General features: G+C 59.1%; 17 protein-coding genes. 11 read left to right on the top strand and 6 right to left on the bottom strand.

All coding sequences use genetic code 11. The features are described from left to right. Positions 1 to 128: 128 nt before the first annotated feature. From AOC04_RS15610 to AOC04_RS15600, 3 genes are all read right to left on the bottom strand, one after another. Positions 129 to 521: a DNA polymerase III subunit chi gene (locus tag AOC04_RS15610; protein ID WP_060694908.1), complete on the bottom strand. Its 393-nt coding sequence runs from the start codon at positions 519 to 521 to the stop codon at positions 129 to 131. Positions 522 to 528: 7 nt separating this feature from the next. Next, a complete protein-coding gene (locus AOC04_RS15605) occupies positions 529 to 969 on the bottom strand; it encodes a DNA polymerase III subunit chi (protein ID WP_060694906.1) in 441 nt (146 codons plus the stop codon). A gap of 63 nt (positions 970 to 1,032) precedes the next feature. Continuing rightward, on the bottom strand, positions 1,033 to 2,523 hold the full coding sequence (locus AOC04_RS15600) for a leucyl aminopeptidase (RefSeq protein WP_060694903.1): 1,491 nt from the start codon (positions 2,521 to 2,523) through the stop codon (positions 1,033 to 1,035). A 318-nt stretch (positions 2,524 to 2,841) separates the two neighbouring features. Here AOC04_RS15600 and lptF point away from each other — a divergent pair, with 318 nt between their 5' ends. From lptF to pdxJ, 9 genes are all read left to right on the top strand, one after another. Beyond that, positions 2,842 to 3,960 carry an LPS export ABC transporter permease LptF gene (gene lptF, locus AOC04_RS15595; RefSeq protein WP_060694901.1) on the top strand — a complete coding sequence of 373 codons (1,119 nt, stop codon included), beginning with the start codon at positions 2,842 to 2,844 and terminating at the stop codon, positions 3,958 to 3,960. Next, positions 3,953 to 5,014, top strand: coding sequence for an LPS export ABC transporter permease LptG (lptG, locus tag AOC04_RS15590; protein ID WP_060694899.1), 1,062 nt, complete (start codon positions 3,953 to 3,955; stop codon positions 5,012 to 5,014). The genes lptF and lptG overlap by 8 nt, the downstream gene beginning before the upstream one ends. Before the next feature lie 162 nt (positions 5,015 to 5,176). Continuing rightward, positions 5,177 to 6,976, top strand: a complete 1,800-nt coding sequence (lepA, locus tag AOC04_RS15585) for a translation elongation factor 4 (RefSeq protein ID WP_029612404.1) — start codon at positions 5,177 to 5,179, stop codon at positions 6,974 to 6,976. Positions 6,977 to 6,981: 5 nt separating this feature from the next. Continuing rightward, positions 6,982 to 7,836 (top strand): signal peptidase I, encoded by an 855-nt coding sequence (gene lepB, locus AOC04_RS15580; protein WP_060694898.1) that lies wholly within the window; start codon positions 6,982 to 6,984, stop codon positions 7,834 to 7,836. A gap of 96 nt (positions 7,837 to 7,932) precedes the next feature. Then, positions 7,933 to 8,100: a hypothetical protein gene (locus tag AOC04_RS23830; protein WP_157883481.1), complete on the top strand. Its 168-nt coding sequence runs from the start codon at positions 7,933 to 7,935 to the stop codon at positions 8,098 to 8,100. Next, positions 8,097 to 8,786, top strand: a complete 690-nt coding sequence (rnc, locus tag AOC04_RS15575; protein ID WP_060694895.1) for a ribonuclease III — start codon at positions 8,097 to 8,099, stop codon at positions 8,784 to 8,786. Before AOC04_RS23830 ends, rnc begins: the two co-directional genes overlap by 4 nt. Then, complete coding sequence (gene era / locus AOC04_RS15570; RefSeq protein ID WP_060694893.1) at positions 8,779 to 9,681, top strand: GTPase Era; 903 nt, start codon at positions 8,779 to 8,781, stop codon at positions 9,679 to 9,681. Before rnc ends, era begins: the two co-directional genes overlap by 8 nt. 176 nt (positions 9,682 to 9,857) lie before the next feature. Next, positions 9,858 to 10,547 (top strand): DNA repair protein RecO, encoded by a 690-nt coding sequence (gene recO / locus AOC04_RS15565; protein WP_060694891.1) that lies wholly within the window; start codon positions 9,858 to 9,860, stop codon positions 10,545 to 10,547. Positions 10,548 to 10,590: 43 nt separating this feature from the next. Further along, positions 10,591 to 11,334 (top strand): pyridoxine 5'-phosphate synthase, encoded by a 744-nt coding sequence (gene pdxJ / locus AOC04_RS15560; RefSeq protein WP_060694889.1) that lies wholly within the window; start codon positions 10,591 to 10,593, stop codon positions 11,332 to 11,334. Positions 11,335 to 11,486: 152 nt separating this feature from the next. On the opposite strand, the gene mltF is transcribed toward pdxJ, so the two are convergent. Then, entirely contained in the window at positions 11,487 to 12,944 is a 1,458-nt protein-coding gene (mltF, locus tag AOC04_RS15555) for a membrane-bound lytic murein transglycosylase MltF (protein WP_060694887.1), read from the bottom strand. A gap of 285 nt (positions 12,945 to 13,229) precedes the next feature. Between mltF and purL the strand changes: the two genes are divergently transcribed. Beyond that, positions 13,230 to 17,126: a phosphoribosylformylglycinamidine synthase gene (gene purL / locus AOC04_RS15550; protein WP_060694885.1), complete on the top strand. Its 3,897-nt coding sequence runs from the start codon at positions 13,230 to 13,232 to the stop codon at positions 17,124 to 17,126. 4 nt (positions 17,127 to 17,130) lie between these two features. Then, the gene (locus AOC04_RS15545; protein ID WP_060694884.1) at positions 17,131 to 17,442 is read left to right on the top strand and encodes a YqfO family protein; all 312 of its coding nucleotides are present in this window, start codon (positions 17,131 to 17,133) and stop codon (positions 17,440 to 17,442) included. A 104-nt stretch (positions 17,443 to 17,546) separates the two neighbouring features. Here AOC04_RS15545 and nagE read toward each other — a convergent pair whose 3' ends face one another. Both nagE and ptsP read right to left on the bottom strand, forming a co-directional pair. Further along, a complete protein-coding gene (nagE, locus tag AOC04_RS15540; protein WP_060694882.1) occupies positions 17,547 to 19,250 on the bottom strand; it encodes an N-acetylglucosamine-specific PTS transporter subunit IIBC in 1,704 nt (567 codons plus the stop codon). 31 nt (positions 19,251 to 19,281) lie between these two features. Further along, complete coding sequence (gene ptsP, locus AOC04_RS15535; protein ID WP_060694880.1) at positions 19,282 to 21,798, bottom strand: phosphoenolpyruvate--protein phosphotransferase; 2,517 nt, start codon at positions 21,796 to 21,798, stop codon at positions 19,282 to 19,284. Positions 21,799 to 21,800: the final 2 nt, after the last annotated feature.

Genomic DNA, 21,800 nt, shown 5'->3' with positions numbered 1-21,800 from the left:
GCGGGAGGCAGAGGGCGAGTTGTGGGTTGCATGGGGAGGGAAGTCTGTAGGAGCGAGCTTGCCTCGCGATTTTTTAAACAATCAAAAGATCGCGAGGCAAGCTCGCTCCTACGGGGTTTGCGCCTGCATCAATTCTGATGCTGGGCGAGCAAGCGCTCCATATGTGCATCGAGGCGGCGTTTGATTTCGGTTTCGATGTGCGGGGCGAAGTCGTTGATCACATCTTGCATGATCGCTTGCGCCGCGGTGCGCAGCTCTTTGTCCAGATGAACCAGCAAGGCGTCCGGGGCTTTTTCGGCCTTGGGCGCCGGGGCTATGCCGGCCAGCGGTATCTGGGCCGATTCGGGCTCCTCACTGATGACTTCAGAAAGCAACGGGATCTGAGAAACCTGCGCACCTTCGCCGCCCACCATCTCGGTCAGCAGGGGTGGCTGCAGGTTTTCATCCCCCAGCAACTGGCGAATGGATTCAAGGTCATCGAGCAGGTGTGCAGCTTTTTGCGGCGAGTTGGAGGTGTCCATCGTGTGCTCAGAGTCGTTGTAGCTTGTGGTCTTGCAGAGGATAGCCCTGTTCGCGGTAGAAGCGGAAACTCTCCCGTGCGGCCAGTCGGACGGCGGGGTCTTCGACCACTACTTCGGCCACGCGGGCGAAGCGTTTGAAGAATTCGGGGACTTTAAGGTCCAGGTTGATCAGTAAATCCTGATGGCTGGCAGGTGCCTCGGTCAGGCCCATCACTATCACGCCATCGGGTTGGTCTTCAGTGTGGCTGTGGGGGACGAAGCTTTCGCCCTTGAAACGCCACAGGCGCTTATCCAGATCCTGACGTTGGGCTGCATCGCTGCAGTGCAGGTATACCCGGTGACCCAGGCGCCAGGCTTTGTCAGTGAGTTTGCAGGCAAAATCCAGGCGTGCCGCCGGGTCGGCGCTGGGAAGGATGTAAAAATCGACTTTGGTTAATTCTTGGGTCATTGCAATTCCTGAATCGAGGCCGTGCCGCCTGTTAATAGACGGCGCGGCCTGCGATTGTCAGCTTCAAGCGTTGGCGCGATCCAGCAGGTACTGAGTCAGCAGGGGCACAGGGCGGCCACTGGCGCCCTTGTCCTTGCCGCCGCTGACCCATGCGGTGCCGGCGATGTCCAGGTGAGCCCAGTTGAAGGCTTTGGCAAAGCGCGACAGGAAGCAGCCGGCAGTGATGGCGCCGGCTTTAGGGCCGCCGATGTTGGCCATGTCGGCAAACGGGCTGTCCAGTTGTTCCTGGTACTCGTCGAACAATGGCAGTTGCCAGGCGCGGTCGTCGGCTTGTTTACCGGCTTCCAGCAGTTGGCCGATCAGTTCGTCGTTGTTGCCCATCAGGCCCGAGGTGTGAGCACCCAGAGCAACCATGCAGGCGCCGGTCAGGGTGGCGATGTCAATTACGGACTGGGGCTTGAAGCGTTCGGCGTAGGTCAGGGCATCGCACAGCACCAGACGGCCTTCGGCGTCGGTATTGAGGATTTCCACGGTTTGCCCGCTCATGGTGGTCACGATGTCGCCCGGACGCGCAGCGCCGCCGCTTGGCATGTTTTCAGCGCAGGCCAGAATGCACACCAGGTTGATCGGCAGCTTGAGTTCGAGAACGGCACGCAGGGTGCCGAACACGCTGGCAGCGCCGCCCATGTCGTACTTCATTTCATCCATGCCGGCGCCTGGCTTGAGGCTGATGCCGCCGGTGTCGAAGGTGATGCCCTTGCCGACCAGTACAAATGGCTTCTCGGATTTCTTGCCGCCCGAGTAGTTCATCACGATCAGGCGTGGCGGCTGGTCGCTGCCCTGGCCGACGGCGTAGAACGCGCCCATGCCCAGGTCCTTGATCTTCTTCTCGTCAAGAATTTCGACCTTCAGGCCTTTGTATTCCTTGCCTAGTTCCTTGGCTTGTTCAGCGAGGAAGACCGGGTGGCAGATGTTGGGCGGCAGATTGCCCAGGTCGCGGGTGAACGCCATGCCGCTGGCAATTGCCTGGGCGTGGGTGATGGCGCGCTGAACTTCAGCCTGTGCGGCCTTGATGGTCAGCAGGGTGATTTTTTTCAGGGCGCGGGGTTCTGCTTTCTGGCTTTTGAAGCGGTCGAAGCTGTATTCGCCGTCGATCAGGGTTTCTGCCAGCAGGCGGGTTTTGCCGTAGCTGTCGCGACCCTTGACCACCAGTTCGTCGATCGCGAGTACGGCATCACTGCCGCCCAGGCCTTTGAGGACGTTAAGCGCGGTGCTGATGATTTTACGGAATGGACGGTCGCCCAGCTCCTCATCCTTGCCGGTGCCCAGCAACAGAACACGCTCGGCTTTAAGGTTTGGCAGGCTGTGCAGCAACAGGCTCTGGCCGGTTTTGCCGGCGATGTCGCCACGCTTGAGTACCGCGCTGATGGCGCCGTCAGTGAGTTCGTCAATGGCTTTGGCGGTATGGCCGAGCTTGCGGCCTTCACCGATGGCGACCACGAGAGTGGCCGTTTTCAACGTTTCTGGGCTGACGCTTTTTACAACCAGTTCCATGTCCGGGTCCCTGAATCAAATGGTCAACGTGCGCACAAACGGCAGTGTTTGCTTGCCTGATAAATGAGGCGCTTCACCTGTGATCCAGGCGGGCGTCAAGGCGGGCAGTTTGAACCCCGTCAGTCGAGCCTGACAACCCTCGCTTGCGCGCATATTGCAGCTTTGAATACTTGGGTGAGCATGCGCAGTGACAGGCGAGGCCATTCACAGGATAATGCGCCATCTTTTTAAATGGCCCGGCTCATCTATTTGAGCCTGTGTCGACTCGTTATGCTGCTTGTTTGGCCGCCTTAGCCTGACGACCCTGGAGTGTCTGGTTTGATCGTCTTCCGTTATCTGTCCCGCGAAGTCCTGCTTACATTGAGCGCTGTCAGCGCTGTGCTGCTGGTCATCATCATGAGCGGTCGTTTCATCAAATACCTGGCCCAGGCTGCATCCGGGGCTATGGATCCGAGCTCGTTGTTCTTGATCATGGGCTTTCGTCTTCCGGGCTTTATGCAGCTGATTCTGCCCTTGGGGCTGTTTCTGGGCATTTTGCTGGCATACGGGCGCATGTATCTCGAAAGCGAGATGACCGTACTGTCGGCTACCGGTATGAGTCAGCAGCGCTTGCTGGGCATTACCATGGTGCCGGCCGTCATCGTCGCCCTGATTGTGGCCTGGTTGAGTCTGAGCCTGGCCCCGCAAGGCGCCAATCAGTTTCAGCTGCTGCTGAACAAGCAAGATGCCCTGACCGAATTCGACACGTTGGAACCTGGCCGCTTTCAGGCATTGAATGACGGTTCGCGGGTCACTTATACCGAACAGTTGACTAACGACCGGACCCACCTGAACGGGGTGTTCATAACGCAGAAGACTGCGGGTCAGGAGGCCAAGGATCGTGGCATTACTGTATTGGTTGCAGAAAAGGGGCGCCAGGAAGTGCGTGCCGACGGTAGTCGCTGGCTGATTCTGGATAACGGCTACCGTTATGACGGTAACCCGGGCCTGGCCGACTACCGCGCCATCAAGTACGACACCTACGGTGTGTTACTGCCCAAGCCTGATGTCAGCGATGAAGTGACCGACCGCGATGCGATGCCGACCATGGATCTTGTCGGCAACCCGGATGTTCGTGCACAAGCAGAGCTGCAATGGCGTTTCTCCATGCCGCTGCTGGTCTTTATCGTGACGCTGATCGCGGTTCCGCTGTCTCGCGTCAACCCGCGTCAGGGGCGCTTCCTCAAGTTGTTGCCGGCCATACTTCTTTATATGGCGTATGTGACCGCTTTGATTCTGGTCCGCGGAGCCCTGGAAAAAGGCAAGATTTCACCGGTGCTCGGTTTGTGGTGGGTGCATGGCCTGTTCCTGATCATTGGCCTGTTGTTGTTTTACTGGGAGCCGTTGCGCTTGAAACTGGCGAATCGCCGTAGCGTCAAGGAGATGGCTCGTGGTTAAGCTCGATCGCTATATTGGTAAAAGCGTGTTTCTGGCGATCCTGGCGGTAACGGGGATCATTCTGGGGCTTGCGTCGCTGTTCGCGTTCATCGATGAGGTGAAGAGCGTCTCTGATACCTACACGATCATGGACGTTTTCAGTTTTGTGATGCTGACAGCGCCGCGCCGCATGTACGAAATGTTGCCGGTAGCGGCGCTGATCGGCTGCCTGATCGGCCTTGGCAGCCTGGCGAGCAACAGCGAACTGACGATCATGCGTGCGGCTGGCGTGTCCACCGGTCGTATCGTCTGGGCGGTCATGAAGCCAATGCTGGTCTTGATGCTGGCCGGTATCCTGATTGGCGAGTATGTCGCCCCGGCAACTGAAACCATTGCCCAGGCCAACCGTGCTCTGGCGCAAGGTGGCGGTGACGCGCAAAGTTCCAAGCATGGTCTGTGGCACCGTCAGGGTGAAGAGTTCATCCATATCAACGCTGTTCAGCCAAACGGCATGCTGCTGGGCGTAACCCGCTACCGGTTTGATAAAGAGCGCCATCTGTTGTCGGCGAGTTTCGCCAAGAAGGCCCAGTTCGACCAGGACCAATGGCTGTTGAGCGACGTTGCAACGACGGTTTTCCATGACCGCAGCACTGAAGTCATCAAGTTGCCTGAAGAGCGTTGGGATGTGTCGTTGAGCCCGCAGTTGCTCAATACCGTGGTCATGGCGCCGGATGCGCTCTCCATCACCGGCCTGTGGAGTTACATCCACTACCTGAAAGACCAAGGGCTGAACAACGGCCGTTACTGGCTGGCATTTTGGGTAAAGGTGTTGCAGCCATTGGTTACGGCGGCGCTGGTGTTGATGGCCATCTCCTTTATTTTCGGTCCGTTGCGTTCCGTTACCCTGGGACAGCGAGTGTTTACCGGTGTGTTGGTGGGCTTTGCGTTCAAAATTGCGCAAGACCTGCTGGGGCCAGCCAGTCTGGTGTTTGGCTTCTCACCGCTGTTTGCGGTGCTGCTGCCCGCCGGTATTTGTGCGCTGGCCGGTATCTGGCTGTTGCGCAGGGCTCGTTAATTAACCGCTCTTGATGCAATCAAAAGCCTCTATCTCGCGATAGGGGCTTTTTTGTGTGGGGCCATTGGCCTGTGAACGTGACGCTTGGCGCGAGGATCAGGTACAATTCCCGGCTATTTTTCGGCGGGCAGTCTGCCTGCGACTTTTTTTGAGTGTTGACCCGTGAGTGATTTGAGTCATATCCGCAATTTCTCCATCATCGCCCACATTGACCATGGCAAGTCGACGCTGGCCGATCGTTTTATTCAGATGTGCGGCGGCCTCGCCGAGCGCGAAATGGAAGCCCAGGTTCTGGACTCCATGGACCTCGAGCGCGAGCGCGGGATCACCATCAAAGCCCACAGCGTTACCCTGTATTACACGGCCAAAGACGGCAAAACCTATCAGCTGAACTTCATTGATACCCCGGGCCACGTTGACTTCACCTACGAAGTCAGCCGGTCTCTGGCGGCCTGTGAAGGTGCGTTGCTGGTGGTCGATGCGGGGCAGGGCGTAGAAGCCCAGTCCGTAGCCAACTGCTACACCGCGATCGAGCAGGGGCTTGAGGTCATGCCGGTCTTGAACAAGATCGACCTGCCGCAGGCCGATCCTGATCGCGTCCGCGACGAAATCGAAAAAATCATCGGCATCGATGCCACGGACGCAGTGACTTGCAGCGCCAAGACCGGTCTGGGCGTCGACGAAGTGCTTGAGCGCCTGGTGCAGACCATTCCTGCGCCAACCGGCAACTACGAAGATCCGCTGCAAGCCTTGATCATCGACTCCTGGTTCGACAACTACCTGGGCGTTGTGTCCCTGGTTCGCGTGCGCCACGGGCGCGTGAAAAAGGGCGACAAGATCCTGGTCAAGTCCACCGGCAAGGTGCACCTGGTCGACAGCGTGGGCGTGTTCAATCCCAAGCACACGGCGACCACTGATCTGAAAGCCGGTGAAGTAGGCTTCATCATCGCCGGCATCAAGGACATTCACGGTGCGCCAGTGGGCGATACCCTGACCTTGAGCTCCACGCCCGATGTTGACGTACTGCCTGGTTTCAAACGCATTCAGCCGCAGGTCTACGCCGGTTTGTTCCCGGTCAGCTCTGACGATTTCGAAGACTTCCGTGAAGCACTGCAAAAGCTCACGCTGAACGACTCGTCGCTGCAGTACACCCCGGAAAGCTCCGACGCACTGGGCTTCGGCTTCCGTTGCGGGTTCCTCGGCATGCTGCACATGGAGATCATCCAGGAGCGCCTTGAGCGCGAGTACGATCTGGACCTGATCACCACGGCACCTACCGTAATTTTCGAGCTGCTGCTCAAAACGGGTGAAACCATTTACGTGGACAACCCGTCCAAGCTGCCGGACGTGTCTTCCATTGAAGATATTCGCGAACCTATCGTTCGTGCCAATATCCTTGTGCCTCAAGAGCACCTGGGCAACGTCATTACCCTGTGCATTGAGAAGCGCGGCGTTCAGCACGACATGCTGTTCCTCGGCTCCCAGGTACAAGTGACTTACGATTTGCCGATGAACGAAGTGGTTCTGGACTTCTTTGACCGTCTCAAATCCACCAGTCGCGGCTATGCTTCGCTCGACTACCATTTTGACCGTTATCAATCGGCCAACCTGGTCAAGCTTGATGTCTTGATCAACGGCGAGAAGGTTGACGCACTGGCTCTGATCGTTCACCGCGACAACGCTCACTACAAAGGGCGTGCGCTGACCGAGAAGATGAAAGAGCTGATTCCGCGTCAGATGTTCGATGTGGCAATTCAGGCTGCCATTGGTGGCCAAATCATTGCGCGCTCGTCTGTTAAAGCGCTCAGAAAAAACGTACTGGCCAAATGCTACGGTGGTGACGTTAGCCGTAAGCGCAAGCTGTTGGAAAAGCAGAAAGCCGGTAAAAAACGCATGAAGCAAGTAGGTAACGTGGAAATTCCACAAGAAGCCTTCCTTGCAGTGCTCAGGTTGGATAGCTAGGTCCTATGTCACTAAATTTCCCGCTGTTGCTGGTCATTGCTGTTGCCGTGTGCGGTTTGCTGGCGCTGCTCGATTTGGTCTTCCTGGCACCGCGCCGGCGCAAGGCCATTGCCAACTATCAAGCCAGTGTTACGCCGGTTGATACGCAGGTAATCGAAAAGCTCAACAAGGAGCCGATGCTGGTTGAATACGGCAAATCGTTCTTCCCTGTGTTGTTCATCGTGCTGGTGTTGCGTTCGTTTCTGGTTGAGCCGTTCCAGATTCCGTCCGGCTCGATGAAGCCGACCCTGGATGTGGGCGATTTCATTTTGGTGAACAAGTTTTCCTACGGGATCCGCTTGCCGGTTCTCGATACGAAAATCATCGAGGTGGGTGATCCGAAGCGGGGCGATGTGATGGTGTTTCGCTACCCGAGCGACCCTACGGTCAACTACATCAAGCGTGTAGTCGGCCTGCCGGGCGACAAGATTCGCTACACCAGCGACAAGCATTTGTACGTCAATGATCAATTGGTTGCCGAGCAGATGGTGGGCACGGAGCCGGGTACCCTGGGCAGCGCGGAACTCTACAAAGAGAAGCTGGGCGAAGTCGAGCACATGATCCGCAAGGAAATGAGCCGTTATCGCGCGCCGCCTGACAAGGAGTGGACGGTTCCGGCCGGGCACTACTTCATGATGGGCGACAACCGTGACAACTCGAACGACAGCCGTTATTGGGATGATCCGAACATTCCCAAAGACGAACTGGGCATGGTTCCCGACAAGAACATCGTCGGCAAGGCCTTCGCTGTGTGGATGAGCTGGCCGGAACCCAAGTCGAACAACCTGCCTAATTTCTCGCGGGTTGGATTGATCAAGTAGCCAAGACGGCGCTGTTAATAACAGCGCCGAATGCTTTTCAGGCCTGCGGATAAATCCCGGGTCTGCGGTTCTTAAGGTCGGGGTGCTGCTTCAGGCATGCCGGTCAACAGTATTCAGGATGTGGATTTGAACAAAGCGTTAAGTGTGACGGCGGCGAACAGCCTGTTCCCTGTCCATTTGCTATGCGATAAACGAGCATCACTGATCCCTAATATCGGTCCGGTGGTGACATTCGGCCACGAACTCAGCGTGGGTAAATCGTGAGTTTTTCTTTAGAGCGTTTAGAGCGTCAGCTCGGCTATACCTTCAAGGACCAGGAACTGATGGTTCTGGCCCTGACACACCGCAGTTTCGCGGGGCGCAACAATGAGCGCCTCGAGTTCCTGGGGGATGCCATCCTCAATTTTGTAGCCGGCGAAGCATTGTTTGACCGCTTCCCGCTGGCCCGTGAAGGCCAACTGTCCCGTCTGCGTGCCCGTCTGGTAAAAGGCGAAACCCTGGCCGTGCTGGCCCGTGGTTTTGAGTTGGGTGAATACCTGCGTCTGGGCTCGGGCGAACTGAAAAGCGGTGGCTTTCGCCGTGAGTCGATTTTGGCCGATGCCCTTGAAGCGCTGATCGGCGCCATTTACCTGGATGCGGGCATGGAAGCCGCTCGTGACCGCGTATTGGCCTGGCTTGCCAGTGAGTTCGAGACTCTGACCCTGGTCGACACCAATAAAGATCCAAAGACCCGGCTGCAAGAGTTCTTGCAGTCGCGTGCCTGTGACCTGCCACGTTACGAAGTGGTGGATATCCAGGGCGAACCGCATTGCCGCATGTTCTTCGTTGAGTGCGAAATTGCCCTATTGAATGAAAAAAGCCGGGGTCAGGGTGTGAGCCGTCGTATTGCCGAACAGGTAGCGGCCGCCGCAGCACTGATAGCCCTTGGCGTGGAGAATGGCCATGACTGATTCAACTGCAACACGCTGTGGCTATGTCGCCATTGTTGGTCGACCAAACGTGGGTAAATCCACACTGCTGAACCACATTTTGGGTCAAAAGCTGGCGATTACTTCGCGCAAGCCGCAGACCACCCGCCACAACATGCTGGGCATCAAGACCGAAGGTAACGTGCAAGCGGTCTACGTCGATACTCCGGGCATGCACAAAGGTGGCGAGAAAGCCCTGAACCGCTACATGAACAAAACCGCATCGGCTGCGTTGAAAGACGTTGATGTGGTGATTTTTGTCGTTGATCGCACCAAGTGGACCGACGAGGACCAGATGGTGCTCGAGCGTGTTCAGTACGTGACCGGCCCTTTGATCGTGGCTCTGAACAAGACCGACCGTATCGAAGACAAAGCCGAGCTGATGCCGCATCTGAGCTGGCTTCAGGAGCAACTGCCGAACGCCCAGATCATCCCGATCTCCGCTCAGCACGGTCATAACCTCGATGCCCTTGAGCGCGTGATTGCCGATCATCTGCCGGAGAACGAGCACTTCTTCCCGGAAGATCAGATCACCGACCGCAGCAGCCGCTTCCTGGCCGCCGAACTGGTACGTGAGAAAATCATGCGCCAGATGGGTGCCGAGCTGCCGTACCAGATCACCGTCGAGATCGAAGAGTTCAAGCAGCAGGGCAAAACCTTGCATATCCACGCGCTGATTCTGGTAGAGCGTGATGGCCAGAAGAAAATCATCATTGGCGACAAGGGCGAGCGTATCAAGCGCATCGGTACCGAAGCGCGCAAGGATATGGAGCTGCTGTTCGACTCCAAAGTCATGCTTAACCTGTGGGTTAAAGTGAAAGGCGGCTGGTCCGACGACGAACGCGCCCTGCGTTCCCTGGGCTACGGCGACCTGTAACAGCCTGCCATCCGCGGCGCGACAATCGCTGGCAAGCCAGCTCCCACAAGACCGGTTCAAGACTTGGGTGGGTTGGCAAGCCAGCTCCCACAAGACCGGTTTAAAACCTGTGGGAGCTGGCTTGCCAGCGATGGCTCCTTGGAAGTCGCCCTAGGTTTTCAGGATTAAAACCGTCCATGTCCAGCAAAACCCCCATCCCGCAACTCGCTTACGTCCTGCACAGTCGCCCCTATCGTGAAACCAGTGCCCTGGTGGACTTCCTCACGCCTCAAGGTCGACTGCGGGCGGTGCTACGCAGTGCGCGCGGAAAGGCCGGGACTCTGGCGCGTCCCTTTGTGCCGCTGGAGATCGAGTTTCGTGGGCGTGGTGAGTTGAAAAACGTCGGGCGCATGGAAAGCGCCGGTATTTCAACCTGGCTCAATGGTGAAGCGCTGTTCAGCGGTCTCTACCTTAATGAGCTGCTGATTCGCCTGTTACCTGCTGAAGATCCGCACCCCTCGATATTCCATCATTACGCAGCGACCTTGTTGGCGCTGGCTGAAGGCCGGCCGCTGGAGCCTTTGCTGCGGGCCTTTGAATGGCGTTTGCTGGATGATCTGGGCTACGGCTTTTCATTGTCGCTCGATATCCATGGCGAGCCGGTGGAGGCAGACGGCCTGTACCGGTTGCAGGTGGATGCCGGGCTGGAGAGGGTGTGGCTGCAGCAGCCGGGGCTGTTTCATGGCGAGCAATTGCACGCCATGGCCGAAGCTGACTGGAGCGCTCCCGGTGCATTGCTGGCGGCCAAGCGCCTGATGCGTCAGGCACTGGCGGTGCATCTGGCAGGTAAACCACTGGCCAGCCGTGAGTTGTTTCGCAAGCCCTGAGGTATGCTATGCGCCGAATCTTCAACTCTTCAGGAGAGCCCTCGTGACTACCAGCAATCGCATTCTTCTCGGCGTCAATATCGACCACGTAGCCACGCTGCGTCAGGCTCGCGGCACCCGTTACCCTGACCCGGTCAAGGCTGCACTGGACGCGGAAGAGGCGGGCGCGGACGGCATTACCGTGCATTTGCGCGAAGACCGTCGGCACATCCAGGAGCGTGATGTACTGCTGCTCAAGGATGTACTGCAAACGCGCATGAACTTCGAAATGGGCGTCACCGAAGAAATGATGGTATTTGCCGAGCGCATTCGTCCGGCCCATATCTGTCTGGTGCCCGAGACCCGTCAGGAGCTGACGACCGAAGGTGGTCTGGACGTTGCCGGGCAAGAAGCGCGGATCAAGGCTGCCGTCGAGCGTCTGGCGAAAATCGGTTGTGAAGTCTCGTTGTTTATCGATGCTGATGAGCGGCAGATTGCTGCGTCAAAACGCGTCGGTGCCCCTGCTATCGAGTTGCACACCGGGCGTTATGCCGATGCGCAGACCCCGACCGAAGTGGCCGAAGAGTTGCAACGTGTGGCTGATGGCGTGGCATTTGGCCTGGCGCAAGGGCTGATCGTTAATGCCGGTCATGGCCTGCACTACCACAACGTTGAAGCGGTAGCGGCGATCAAGGGCATCAATGAGCTGAACATTGGCCATGCCTTGGTGGCGCATGCTCTGTTCGTTGGCTTCAAGTCGGCAGTGGCCGAGATGAAGGCACTGATTCTGGCGGCGGCAAAGGCTTAAACCCGGTCACGGTTCGGCCGGTAGTCGCTGACGAGGAACGAAGGCTGCGAGCTCTTGATATTAAGAGCCGCGCCAAATGATTTTGAACGCGACGCAAAAAAGCTCGCAACCTTCGTTCCTTGGCAGCGACTACGGGGTTTGGCGGTACTGCTTTAAAGCTGCGGCTCTTCCTTGGGCTTGGTCTTGTTGATGCCCGGTATGTGCAGCTTGCCGTCAGCGACCTGGTCGCCCTCAAGCTGAGGCTGTGTGGCCCATGTCAGGATGTCGTAGTAACGACGGATGTTGGCCACAAAGTGCACCGGCTCGCCGCCCCGGGCGTAGCCATAGCGGGTTTTGCTGTACCACTGCTTCTGCGCAAGGCGAGGCAGCATTTTCTTTACGTCCAGCCACTTATTCGGGTTCAGGCCTTCTTTCTTGGCCAGTTTGCGGGCGTCATCCAGGTGACCACCGCCAACGTTGTAGGCTGCCAGCGCAAACCAGGTGCGATCAGGCTCTTCGATATCGTCGTCCAGTTCGCTCTTGATCAGAGCCAGATACTTGGCGCCGCCCATGATGCTTTGCTGTGCGTCCAGCCGGTTGGACACGCCCATCGCTTGCGCGGTGTTCTGGGTCAGCATCATCAGGCCGCGAACGCCTGTTTTGGACGTGACGGCGGGCTGCCACAAGGACTCCTGATAGCCCATGGCTGCCAGCAGACGCCAGTCGACCTGCTCCTTTTTGGCCGCATCCTTGAAGAATTTTTCGTATTTGGGCAGGCGCTGCTGCAGGTGCTGGGCGAAGGTGTAAGCGCCGACGTAGCCCAGAACATCGACGTGCCCGTAGTAGCGGTCCTTTAAACGTTGCAGGGTGCCGTTTTTTTCGACCTTGTCCAGATACGCATTGATCTCGTTGAGCAGGCTGTTGTCTTCACCGGCCATCACCGCCCAGCGCTGGCTGCGGGCGTCGCCCAGATCAAAGGCCACGCGAACGTTGGGGAAGTACACCTGGTTCATTGCTACTTCGTTGGAGTCGACCAGTGTCAGGTCTATTTGCCCTTCATCGACCATGCGCAGCAAGTCGACAACCTCGACGGCGTCGGACTCTTCGTATTCGATTCCGGGATATTGCTTCTTGAGTTCGGCCAGTTGCTCGGCGTGGGAGCTGCCTTTGAGCACCATGATGCGTTTGCCCACCAGATCGGCGGCAGTGGTGGGGCGTGACTGGCCGTTGCGGTAGATGATCTGGGGCGTGACTTCAAGGTACGGGTGAGAGAACTTGGCTTGCTGCAGGCGTTTCTCGCTGCTGACCAGACCGGCAGCAGCTAAAACGGGACCGTCAGGTTCGCCCAGCTGAGTGAAGATATCGTCCAGGTTGTCGGCTGTTTCGATCTTCAGCTCTACACCCAGATCATCGGCAAAGCGCTTCACCAGCTCGTATTCGAAGCCGGTCTCGCCGTTGCGATCCTCGAAATAGGTGGCCGGGCTGTTACGGGTAATCACCCGCAGTACCCCATCCTCCTTTACGCGCTCAAGGGTGCTGGGTTTTTCAACGCAGGCGCCGAGCATCAGGAAGAGTCCGGTTGCGAACAGCCATCTGGCTCCACGCTGGCGGAATGCAGTTAGAGAAAACATCCGCGCAGTATACGCAAAGCAGCCCCGGTGCCATATCTCGACAATTTACGGTCATTCTGATAACAACTGCCAAAAACGGCCAAACCCTTATGGAATGGGGCATTAGAGGTGGTTTAAAGATCATGACCGCCCATCCACAAAAGCTCTGATAGCCATAAAGAATAAGGCTTTGGTCGGTTAACCGGCTTTGGCTTGCTTCAGGTGTGCCGTTTCGGGTGCCGTCAGCGATGGTTTAGGCTAGAATGCCGGGCCTCAAAGCATACCCCTCCCGAGGCTGTCCCGAAGATGTTGATCCTGCGCGGCGCTCCTGCCCTTTCTGCCTTTCGCCACAGCAAACTCCTTGCACAACTGAGCCTCAAGGTTCCGGCTGTCACTGGTTTGTATGCTGAATTCGCCCACTTCGCCGATGTGACCGGTGAGTTGACCAGCGATGAACTGCAGGTCCTGGCTCGTCTCTTGAAGTACGGCCCAAGTGTGCCGGTCCAAGAGCCCAGTGGCCGACTGTTCCTGGTGTTGCCGCGGTTTGGCACCATTTCCCCTTGGTCGAGTAAGGCCAGCGACATTGCCCGTAACTGTGGCCTGGCTAAAGTCCAGCGCCTGGAACGTGGCATTGCGTTCTATGTGGCCGGTCAGTTCAGCGACGCTGATGCCGAACTGATTGCCGCTGCATTGCATGATCGCATGACGCAAATCGTGCTGGGCAACCTTGAACAGGCTGCCGGCCTGTTCAGCCATGCCGAGCCCAAGCCGCTGACGGCCATCGACGTGCTGGGCGGCGGTCGCGCCGCGCTGGAAAAAGCCAACGTCGAGCTGGGTCTGGCACTGGCCGAAGACGAAATCGACTACCTGGTCAATGCGTTCAACGGCCTGGGTCGCAACCCGCACGACATCGAACTGATGATGTTCGCCCAGGCCAACTCCGAGCATTGCCGTCACAAAATCTTCAACGCCAGCTGGGACATCGACGGCCAGAGCCAGGATAAAAGCCTGTTTGGCATGATCAAGAACACCTACGTGATGCACAGCGAAGGCGTGTTGTCGGCCTACAAGGACAACGCTTCGGTCATCGTCGGCAGCGTGGCAGGGCGTTTCTTCCCGGACCCTGAAACCCGCCAGTACGGCGCGGTACAGGAGCCGGTACACATCCTGATGAAGGTTGAGACCCACAACCACCCGACCGCCATTGCTCCGTTCCCGGGTGCGGCGACCGGTTCCGGTGGCGAGATCCGTGACGAAGGCGCTACCGGCCGTGGCGCCAAGCCGAAGGCCGGCCTGACCGGTTTCACCGTGTCCAACCTGCAGATCCCTGGCTTTGAACAGCCGTGGGAAGTGCCGTACGGCAAGCCCGAGCGCATCGTTACCGCGCTGGACATCATGATCGAAGGCCCGCTGGGCGGCGCCGCGTTCAACAACGAATTCGGCCGTCCGGCCCTGACCGGTTACTTCCGTACCTTCGAGCAGTCGATCACGACTCCCCGTGGTGAAGAAGTGCGCGGTTACCACAAGCCAATCATGTTGGCCGGCGGCATGGGCAACATCCGCGCCGAACACGTACAGAAAGCCGAAATTACCGTTGGCTCCAAGCTGATCGTGCTGGGCGGCCCGGCGATGCTCATCGGTCTGGGTGGCGGTGCCGCTTCCTCCATGGCGACCGGTGCGAGCTCGGCTGACCTGGACTTCGCTTCGGTGCAGCGCGAAAACCCGGAAATGGAACGCCGTTGCCAGGAAGTCATCGACCGTTGCTGGCAGCTGGGTGACAAAAACCCGATCAGCTTCATCCATGACGTCGGCGCCGGTGGTCTGTCCAACGCCTTCCCCGAGCTGGTCAACGATGGTGAGCGTGGCGGTCGTTTCGAACTGCGCAATATTCCAAACGACGAGCCGGGTATGGCCCCGCACGAGATCTGGAGCAACGAATCCCAGGAACGCTATGTAATGGCGGTGGGCGTTGCTGATTTCGAGCGTTTCAAGGCGATCTGCGAACGCGAGCGTTGCCCGTTTGCCGTGGTTGGCGAAGCCACTGCCGAACCGCAGCTGACCGTCACCGATAGCCACTTCGGCAACAACCCGGTGGACATGCCACTGGAAGTGTTGCTGGGCAAGGCTCCGCGCATGCACCGTTCGGCGGTCCGTGAAGCCGAAATGGGCGATGACTTCGATCCGTCCACGCTGGACATCGGCGAGTGTGTCGAGCGCGTCCTGCATCACCCGGCCGTGGCCAGCAAAAGCTTCCTGATCACCATCGGCGACCGGACCATTACCGGCCTGGTTGCGCGTGATCAGATGGTAGGTCCGTGGCAAGTGCCGGTAGCCGACGTTGCGGTTACCGCCACCAGCTTTGACGTGTACACCGGTGAAGCCATGGCCATGGGCGAGCGTACCCCGCTGGCACTGCTGGATGCTCCGGCATCGGGCCGTATGGCAATCGGCGAAACCCTGACCAACATCGCGGCTTCGCGTATCGGTAAAATCAGCGACATCAAACTGTCGGCCAACTGGATGTCGGCTGCGGGTCACCCCGGCGAAGACGCCCGTCTGTATGACACCGTGAAAGCGGTCGGCATGGAGTTGTGTCCTGAACTGGGCATCACCATTCCGGTGGGCAAAGACTCGATGTCGATGCAAACCCGCTGGAACGAAGATGGCACTGACAAGACCGTTACCTCGCCGCTGTCGCTGGTAGTGACCGGCTTTGCTCCGGTGCTCGATGTTCGCCAGACCATGACTCCGGTGCTGCGCATGGACAAGGGCCTGACCGATCTGATTCTGATCGACCTGGGCCGTGGCCAGAACCGCATGGGCGCCTCGATCCTGGCCCAGACCTACGGCAAGCTTGGCCGTCATGCGCCTGACGTGGATGACGCAGAAGACCTCAAAGCCTTCTTCGCCGTGATCCAGGGCTTGAATGCCGACGGCCATTTGCTGGCTTACCACGACCGTTCCGACGGTGGTCTGCTGACCAGCGTGATGGAAATGGCGTTTGCCGGTCACTGCGGTGTCAACCTGGCACTCGACGGCCTGGCTGAAACCGCTGCCGACATTCCTGCGATCCTGTTCAACGAAGAGTTGGGTGCGGTGGTTCAGGTGCGTCAGGACGCTACCGCTGACGTGCTCGCACAGTTCAGCGCGGCCGGTCTGGGCGAATGCGTGTCGGTGATTGGTCAGCCGCGCAACTGCGAAGACGTGACGATCACCTTCAATGGCGAGACTGTTTTCGCCGGTCAGCGTCCTCTGCTGCAACGTCAGTGGGCTGAAACCAGCTTCCAGATCCAGCGTATGCGTGACAACGCAGACTGCGCCCAGCAAGAGTTCGACGTGCTGCTGGAAGAAGACAATCCGGGCCTGAGCGTTCAGCTGAGCTTTGATGTCAACGCCAACATCAGCGCGCCATACATCAAGAAAGGCATTCGCCCACAGGTTGCCGTACTGCGCGAGCAGGGCGTCAACGGTCAGGTTGAAATGGCGGCGGCGTTTGACCGTGCCGGGTTCAACGCGGTCGATGTGCACATGAGCGACATCCTGGCCGGTCGTGTCGACCTGAACGACTTCAAGGGCATGGTTGCGTGCGGCGGCTTCTCCTACGGCGACGTACTGGGTGCCGGTGAAGGCTGGGCCAAGTCGGCCCTGTTCAACGCCCGTGCACGTGATGCGTTCCAGGGCTTCTTCGAGCGTAGCGACAGCTTCACCCTGGGTGTTTGCAACGGTTGCCAGATGATGTCCAACCTCAGCGAACTGGTACCGGGCAGCGAGCTCTGGCCGCACTTTGTGCGTAACCGTTCCGAGCAGTTCGAAGCCCGTGTGGCGATGGTTCAAGTGCAGGAGTCGAATTCGATCTTCCTGCAGGGCATGGCCGGTTCGCGCATGCCAATCGCCATCGCCCACGGTGAAGGTCATGCCGAGTTCGCCAGCCCCGAAGCCCTGTTGCAAGCCGATCTGTCGGGTTGCGTGGCACTGCGCTTCGTTGACAACCACGGCAAGGTTACCGAGAGCTACCCGGCCAACCCGAACGGCTCGCCGCGCGGGATTACCGGTCTCACCAGCCGTGACGGCCGCGTGACTATCATGATGCCGCACCCGGAGCGGGTCTTCCGCGCCGTGCAGAACTCATGGCGTCCTGAAGAGTGGAACGAAGATGCGCCTTGGTTGCGCATGTTCCGTAACGCTCGTGTATGGGTCGACTAAGGGCATGTACAAGCTCAGCTTCTTCGTACCCCCAAGCCACGTCGAAGTGGTCAAGGATGCTGTATTCGCTGCCGGTGGCGGACGGATCGGTAACTATGACCACTGCGCCTGGCAGGTATTGGGCCAGGGCCAGTTTCGCGCGCTGGACGGCAGTCAGCCGTTTATCGGGCAAACCGGCCAGGTCGAATACGTTGGGGAATGGAAGGTTGAGCTGGTCGTTGCCGATGATCTGATTCATGGGGTGGTGGCTGCGCTCAAGCACAGCCACCCCTATGAAACGCCTGCTTATGAAGTGTGGCGTCTGGCGGATTTGTAACACCAACTCGCAGGAGCGAGCTGGCCTCGCGATGCAAACAATGCAGAGCTCTCTGAGAGATCCCATTGACGCCATCGCCGGGCCAGCTCGCTCCTGCAGTTGTTTTAGCGTGCGTGATCTGGCCTGATCAAGCGCCCCAACGCCTCACTCAATCCCTGCGCCTGCGCGCCCACCAATACATGCCAAACGCCATCGGCGTGCCGGCTGATGCCCTGGCTGCCCAATGCCTTGAGCTGACTCTCTGACAATGAACGTTCGTCTCCAAGCTTGATTCGCAAGCGGGTGAGCGCTACGCACTCCACATGCAACACATTACTGCTGCCTCCCAGCGCGCCCAGCCATTTTCTGGCGGCTTCGGGCTCGACTTCTTGCGTCGGTTGCTCCGCACAAACGTGCGCCTGACTGGCGGAGGTCGAGTGGTTGCCCTGTGACAAAGCTAAACGGATCTCGTCGGCGATGCTGTCGGCCATTGGCCCGACCACCACTTGCAGACTGCCCGCACGCCCCGGTCGCATCACGCCCATGGCGCCCAGCGCCTTGAGCTCGTTGTCCTGGGCCTTGCTGCGATCGGCCAGCTCCAGGCGCAAGCGTGTGGTGCAGGCACCGACGGTAATCAGATTGGCCGCACCACCCAACGCCTGGATGTAGCCGTTGGCTCGCTGGTTCTCGGTGAGGTCGGCGGTTTCAGTCACCGGGTTGTCTTCTCGGCCCGGGGTTTTGAGTTTGAAGCGGCGGATGCAGTAATCAAACACCAGGTAATAAATGACGAAGTAGGCGAGCCCGACGGGAAAGATCATCCAGCCATTGGTGGACTTGCCCCAGCCCAGCAACATGTCGATGGCACCACCGGAAAAGGTGAAGCCCAAATGGATATCCAGCAGGTTGGTGATGGCCATCGACAGCCCGGTCAGCAACGCATGCAACAAATAGAGGAAGGGCGCGAGGAACATGAAAGCAAATTCGATGGGTTCGGTGACACCGGTCAAAAACGCGGTCAGCGCCAGTGACAGGAAAATCCCGCCCATCAGTTTGCGCCGCTCCGGCAATGCGTTGCGGTACATCGCCAGGCACGCCGCCGGCAGGCCAAACATCATCACCGGGAACATGCCGGTCATGAATTGCCCGCCGTTGGGATCACCGGCGAAGTAACGGGTGAGGTCGCCGGTCACCACTTGACCGGTGTCGGTGGTGAAGCTGCCGAACACGAACCACGCCATGTTGTTAAGGATATGGTGCAGCCCGGTAACGATCAGGATGCGGTTAAGCACGCCGAAAATGAATGCCCCCAGGCTGCCGCTTTCGAGCAGCAATACGCCCAGGCTGTTGATGCCTTCTTGAATCGGTGGCCAGATCAGGCCGAACAGGGCGCCCAGGGCTACGGCCGCAAACCCGGTGACGATCGGCACAAAACGCCGCCCGCCAAAGAACGCCAGGTATTCCGGCAGCTTGATGTCCTTGAAGCGGTTGTACAGCGCTCCGGCCATCAGGCCGCTGACAATCCCGGCGAGCATGCCCATGTTGATATGGGGGTCGAGCGCCTTGAGGGTCGAGATCAGCACCAGATAACCGATCGCCCCGGCCAGGCCTGCGGTGCCGTTGTTATCGCGGGCAAAACCCACGGCAATGCCGATGGCGAAGATCAGCGCCAGGTTGGCGAAAATCGTGTTGCCGGCATCGTGGATGATTGCGATGTTGAGCAAGTCGGTGTCGCCCAGGCGCAGCAGCAGCCCGGCAATGGGCAAAATCGCAATCGGCAGCATCAACGCCCGGCCAAGCCGTTGCAGACCTTCGATGAAGTATTGATACATGAGAGATTCTCCGTCGTTGTTTTTGTTGTTGTCAGTCGCAAAGTGGCCAGTACTGATGACAGGCCTCACGTACAGATCTGGCATTACTCATGTTCAACAGCTTCTGGCTCAGTGTTTGACACATCCCGGCATCAAGCTCCCGGACCCGGGCCTTGATTTCGCCGATTTGCAGCGGGCTGACTGACAGCTCGCGAACCCCCAGCCCGATCAGCACCGGTGTGGCCAAAGGGTCGCTGGCCAGCGCACCGCACACGCCCACCCAGCGCCCATGCTTTGCTGCACCGGCACAGGTATGGGCGATCAGGCGCAGCAGCGCCGGATGCAGGGCGTCGACCCGTGACGCCAGCCCCGCGTGATCGCGGTCCATGGCCAGGGTGTACTGCGACAGGTCGTTGGTGCCGATGGACAGAAAGTCCGCATGCTCGGCCAATTGCTCAGCCATCAGGGCCGCAGCCGGCACTTCGATCATCACCCCCAGTTCCGGGCGCCGGCTCAGGCCCAGTTCAACGCGCAAGGCGTCCAGGCGGCTGCGGATATGCAGCAACTCGTCGACCTCGGTGATCATTGGCAACAGAATGCGGCAACGCTGCACCGGGCTGACCTGCAGCAGGGCGCGCAGTTGCCGGTCAAGGATCTGCGGGTGCAATTGCGCCAGGCGGATGCCGCGCAGACCCAGTACCGGATTGGCTTCGGCGGGCAGCGGCAGATAATCGAGTTGTTTGTCGCCGCCCACATCAATGGTGCGAATGATCACCGGCTTGTCGCCCATCGCATCGACGACACCCTGGTAGGCCGCAATCTGCTCCTGTTCATTGGGCGCAGTGGTGCGTTCGACAAACAGAAACTCGGTGCGCAGCAACCCCACGCCATCCGCGCCATGGGCATGGGCGCTGGCGGCTTCGTGGCTGGAGGCCACATTGGCGGCAATCTCGATCTGCTGCCCGTCGCCGGTCACTGCCGGTTCATGGGCCTGCAGCTGTTGCCGGGCAAAGCGTTGCTGGCGGGTGAGAATGCTTTGCTGAACTTGTTCGATGCGCCCGGCGGCGGGTGTCAGTTCCAGGCACGCGTTGTCGGCGTCGAGAATCACCTGCTGTCCGGCCGGCAACGCCAGCAGCTCGCAACCGAGGGCTACCAGGCAAGGCAGGCCTTTACCCCGGGCCAGAATGGCGACATGGGACGTGGCCCCGCCTGCGGCCATGCACAAGCCGGCAACGTTCTGCGCGCTGAGCATCAACAGATCGGAAGGCGTCAGTTCGTGTGCGGCAACAATGGCCCCCGGGGGTAACTGGCACTGCGCACGCTCACCCAGTAACGCTCTGAGGACCCGTTGTTGCAGGTCACGCAAATCGTTGGAGCGTTCAGCCAGCAGGGTATTGCCCAGTTGTTGCAGAATCGCGCACTGCTGCTCGATCGCGGCACTCCAGGCATGGGCCGCGCTCCGGCCCTGGGCAATGACGCCGTGGCTGGCCTGCAGCAGCTCGCTGTCTTCGAGCAATGCCAGGTGAGTATCGAAAATGGCTTCTTCGTCGAGGTTGCCTTGAGCCCGGGCCTGGATCAGGGTCAGGCGGATTTCGGCGCGTACCTGCTCCAGCGCCGAATGCAGCGCCTGCATTTGCTGCTCGGGGACGTGATTGCCAAGGTCGGGAGGCAGTTGCACGGTGCTTAAAAAATACAGCGGGCCGCTGGCCAGACCGGGCGCCGCGCAGACCCCGCTTAACTGACCCGGTTTATTCGCGGGACGAACCGGCGCCGGTGCGGCTTGCACCGGGGCAGGGGAGGGTCTGACGTGTGTTTTGCCCAGCACCGCCAAAATGGCCTGCAGCGCGGCGTCGGCATCCTCGCCGTTACAGCTGACGTGAACTTCATCGTTCTCGCTGATGCCCAGAGCCAGCAGCCGGACAATGCTCTGGCACGGAGCCGAATTGGCGCCGATGTGCAGCCGGCAACTGCTCTTGAAACCCAGTGCGGTCTGTCGGATCAGCGCGGCCGGGCGTGCATGCAACCCGCCATGGTGAGTGATGCGCACGCTGCCCAGGGCTTGCTGTCCCGGGTCGCCGGTTGCTGTAACGACGGCCTCTACCTGGCGCGCAGCGACCTGCAGCAGCGGCGTTCCGGCCTCGGCGGTGTCCTGTTCCAGCAATTGCAGCTCGAACAGGTCGCCATTGGTCAGTACCAGCAGGCTGATCAGGCTGGTGCAGCGTTGCGCGATGTAATCGGGGTCGAAGCGCAGCAAGGGTTGCCCGTTACTGACTTGCGCGCCGTTTTCCACCAGCAGTTGAAAACCTTCACCCTGCAGGTCAAAGGTGTCCAGACCCACATGCAACAGCACCTCGGCGCCATTATCGGCACGCAGGGTCAGGGCATGGGCGGTCTTGGCGACGTGCACGATCACCCCGTCACAGGGCGCATACAAACAGTCGTTCAGTGGGTCGATGGCAATCCCGTCGCCCATCACGCCGCTGGAAAAGACTTCGTCCGGCACCTGGGCGAGTTTGATGACCGGCCCGCTGAGCGGCGCACTGAGGGTGAGCATTTTATTGTTGTGCATGG

Origin of the sequence: Pseudomonas versuta (genome assembly GCF_001294575.1) — a bacterium.
GTDB classification, from domain to species: domain Bacteria; phylum Pseudomonadota; class Gammaproteobacteria; order Pseudomonadales; family Pseudomonadaceae; genus Aquipseudomonas; species Aquipseudomonas versuta.
The sequence above is the reverse complement of the archived record's forward strand: the minus strand, read 5'-3'. Positions and strand labels throughout refer to the sequence as shown.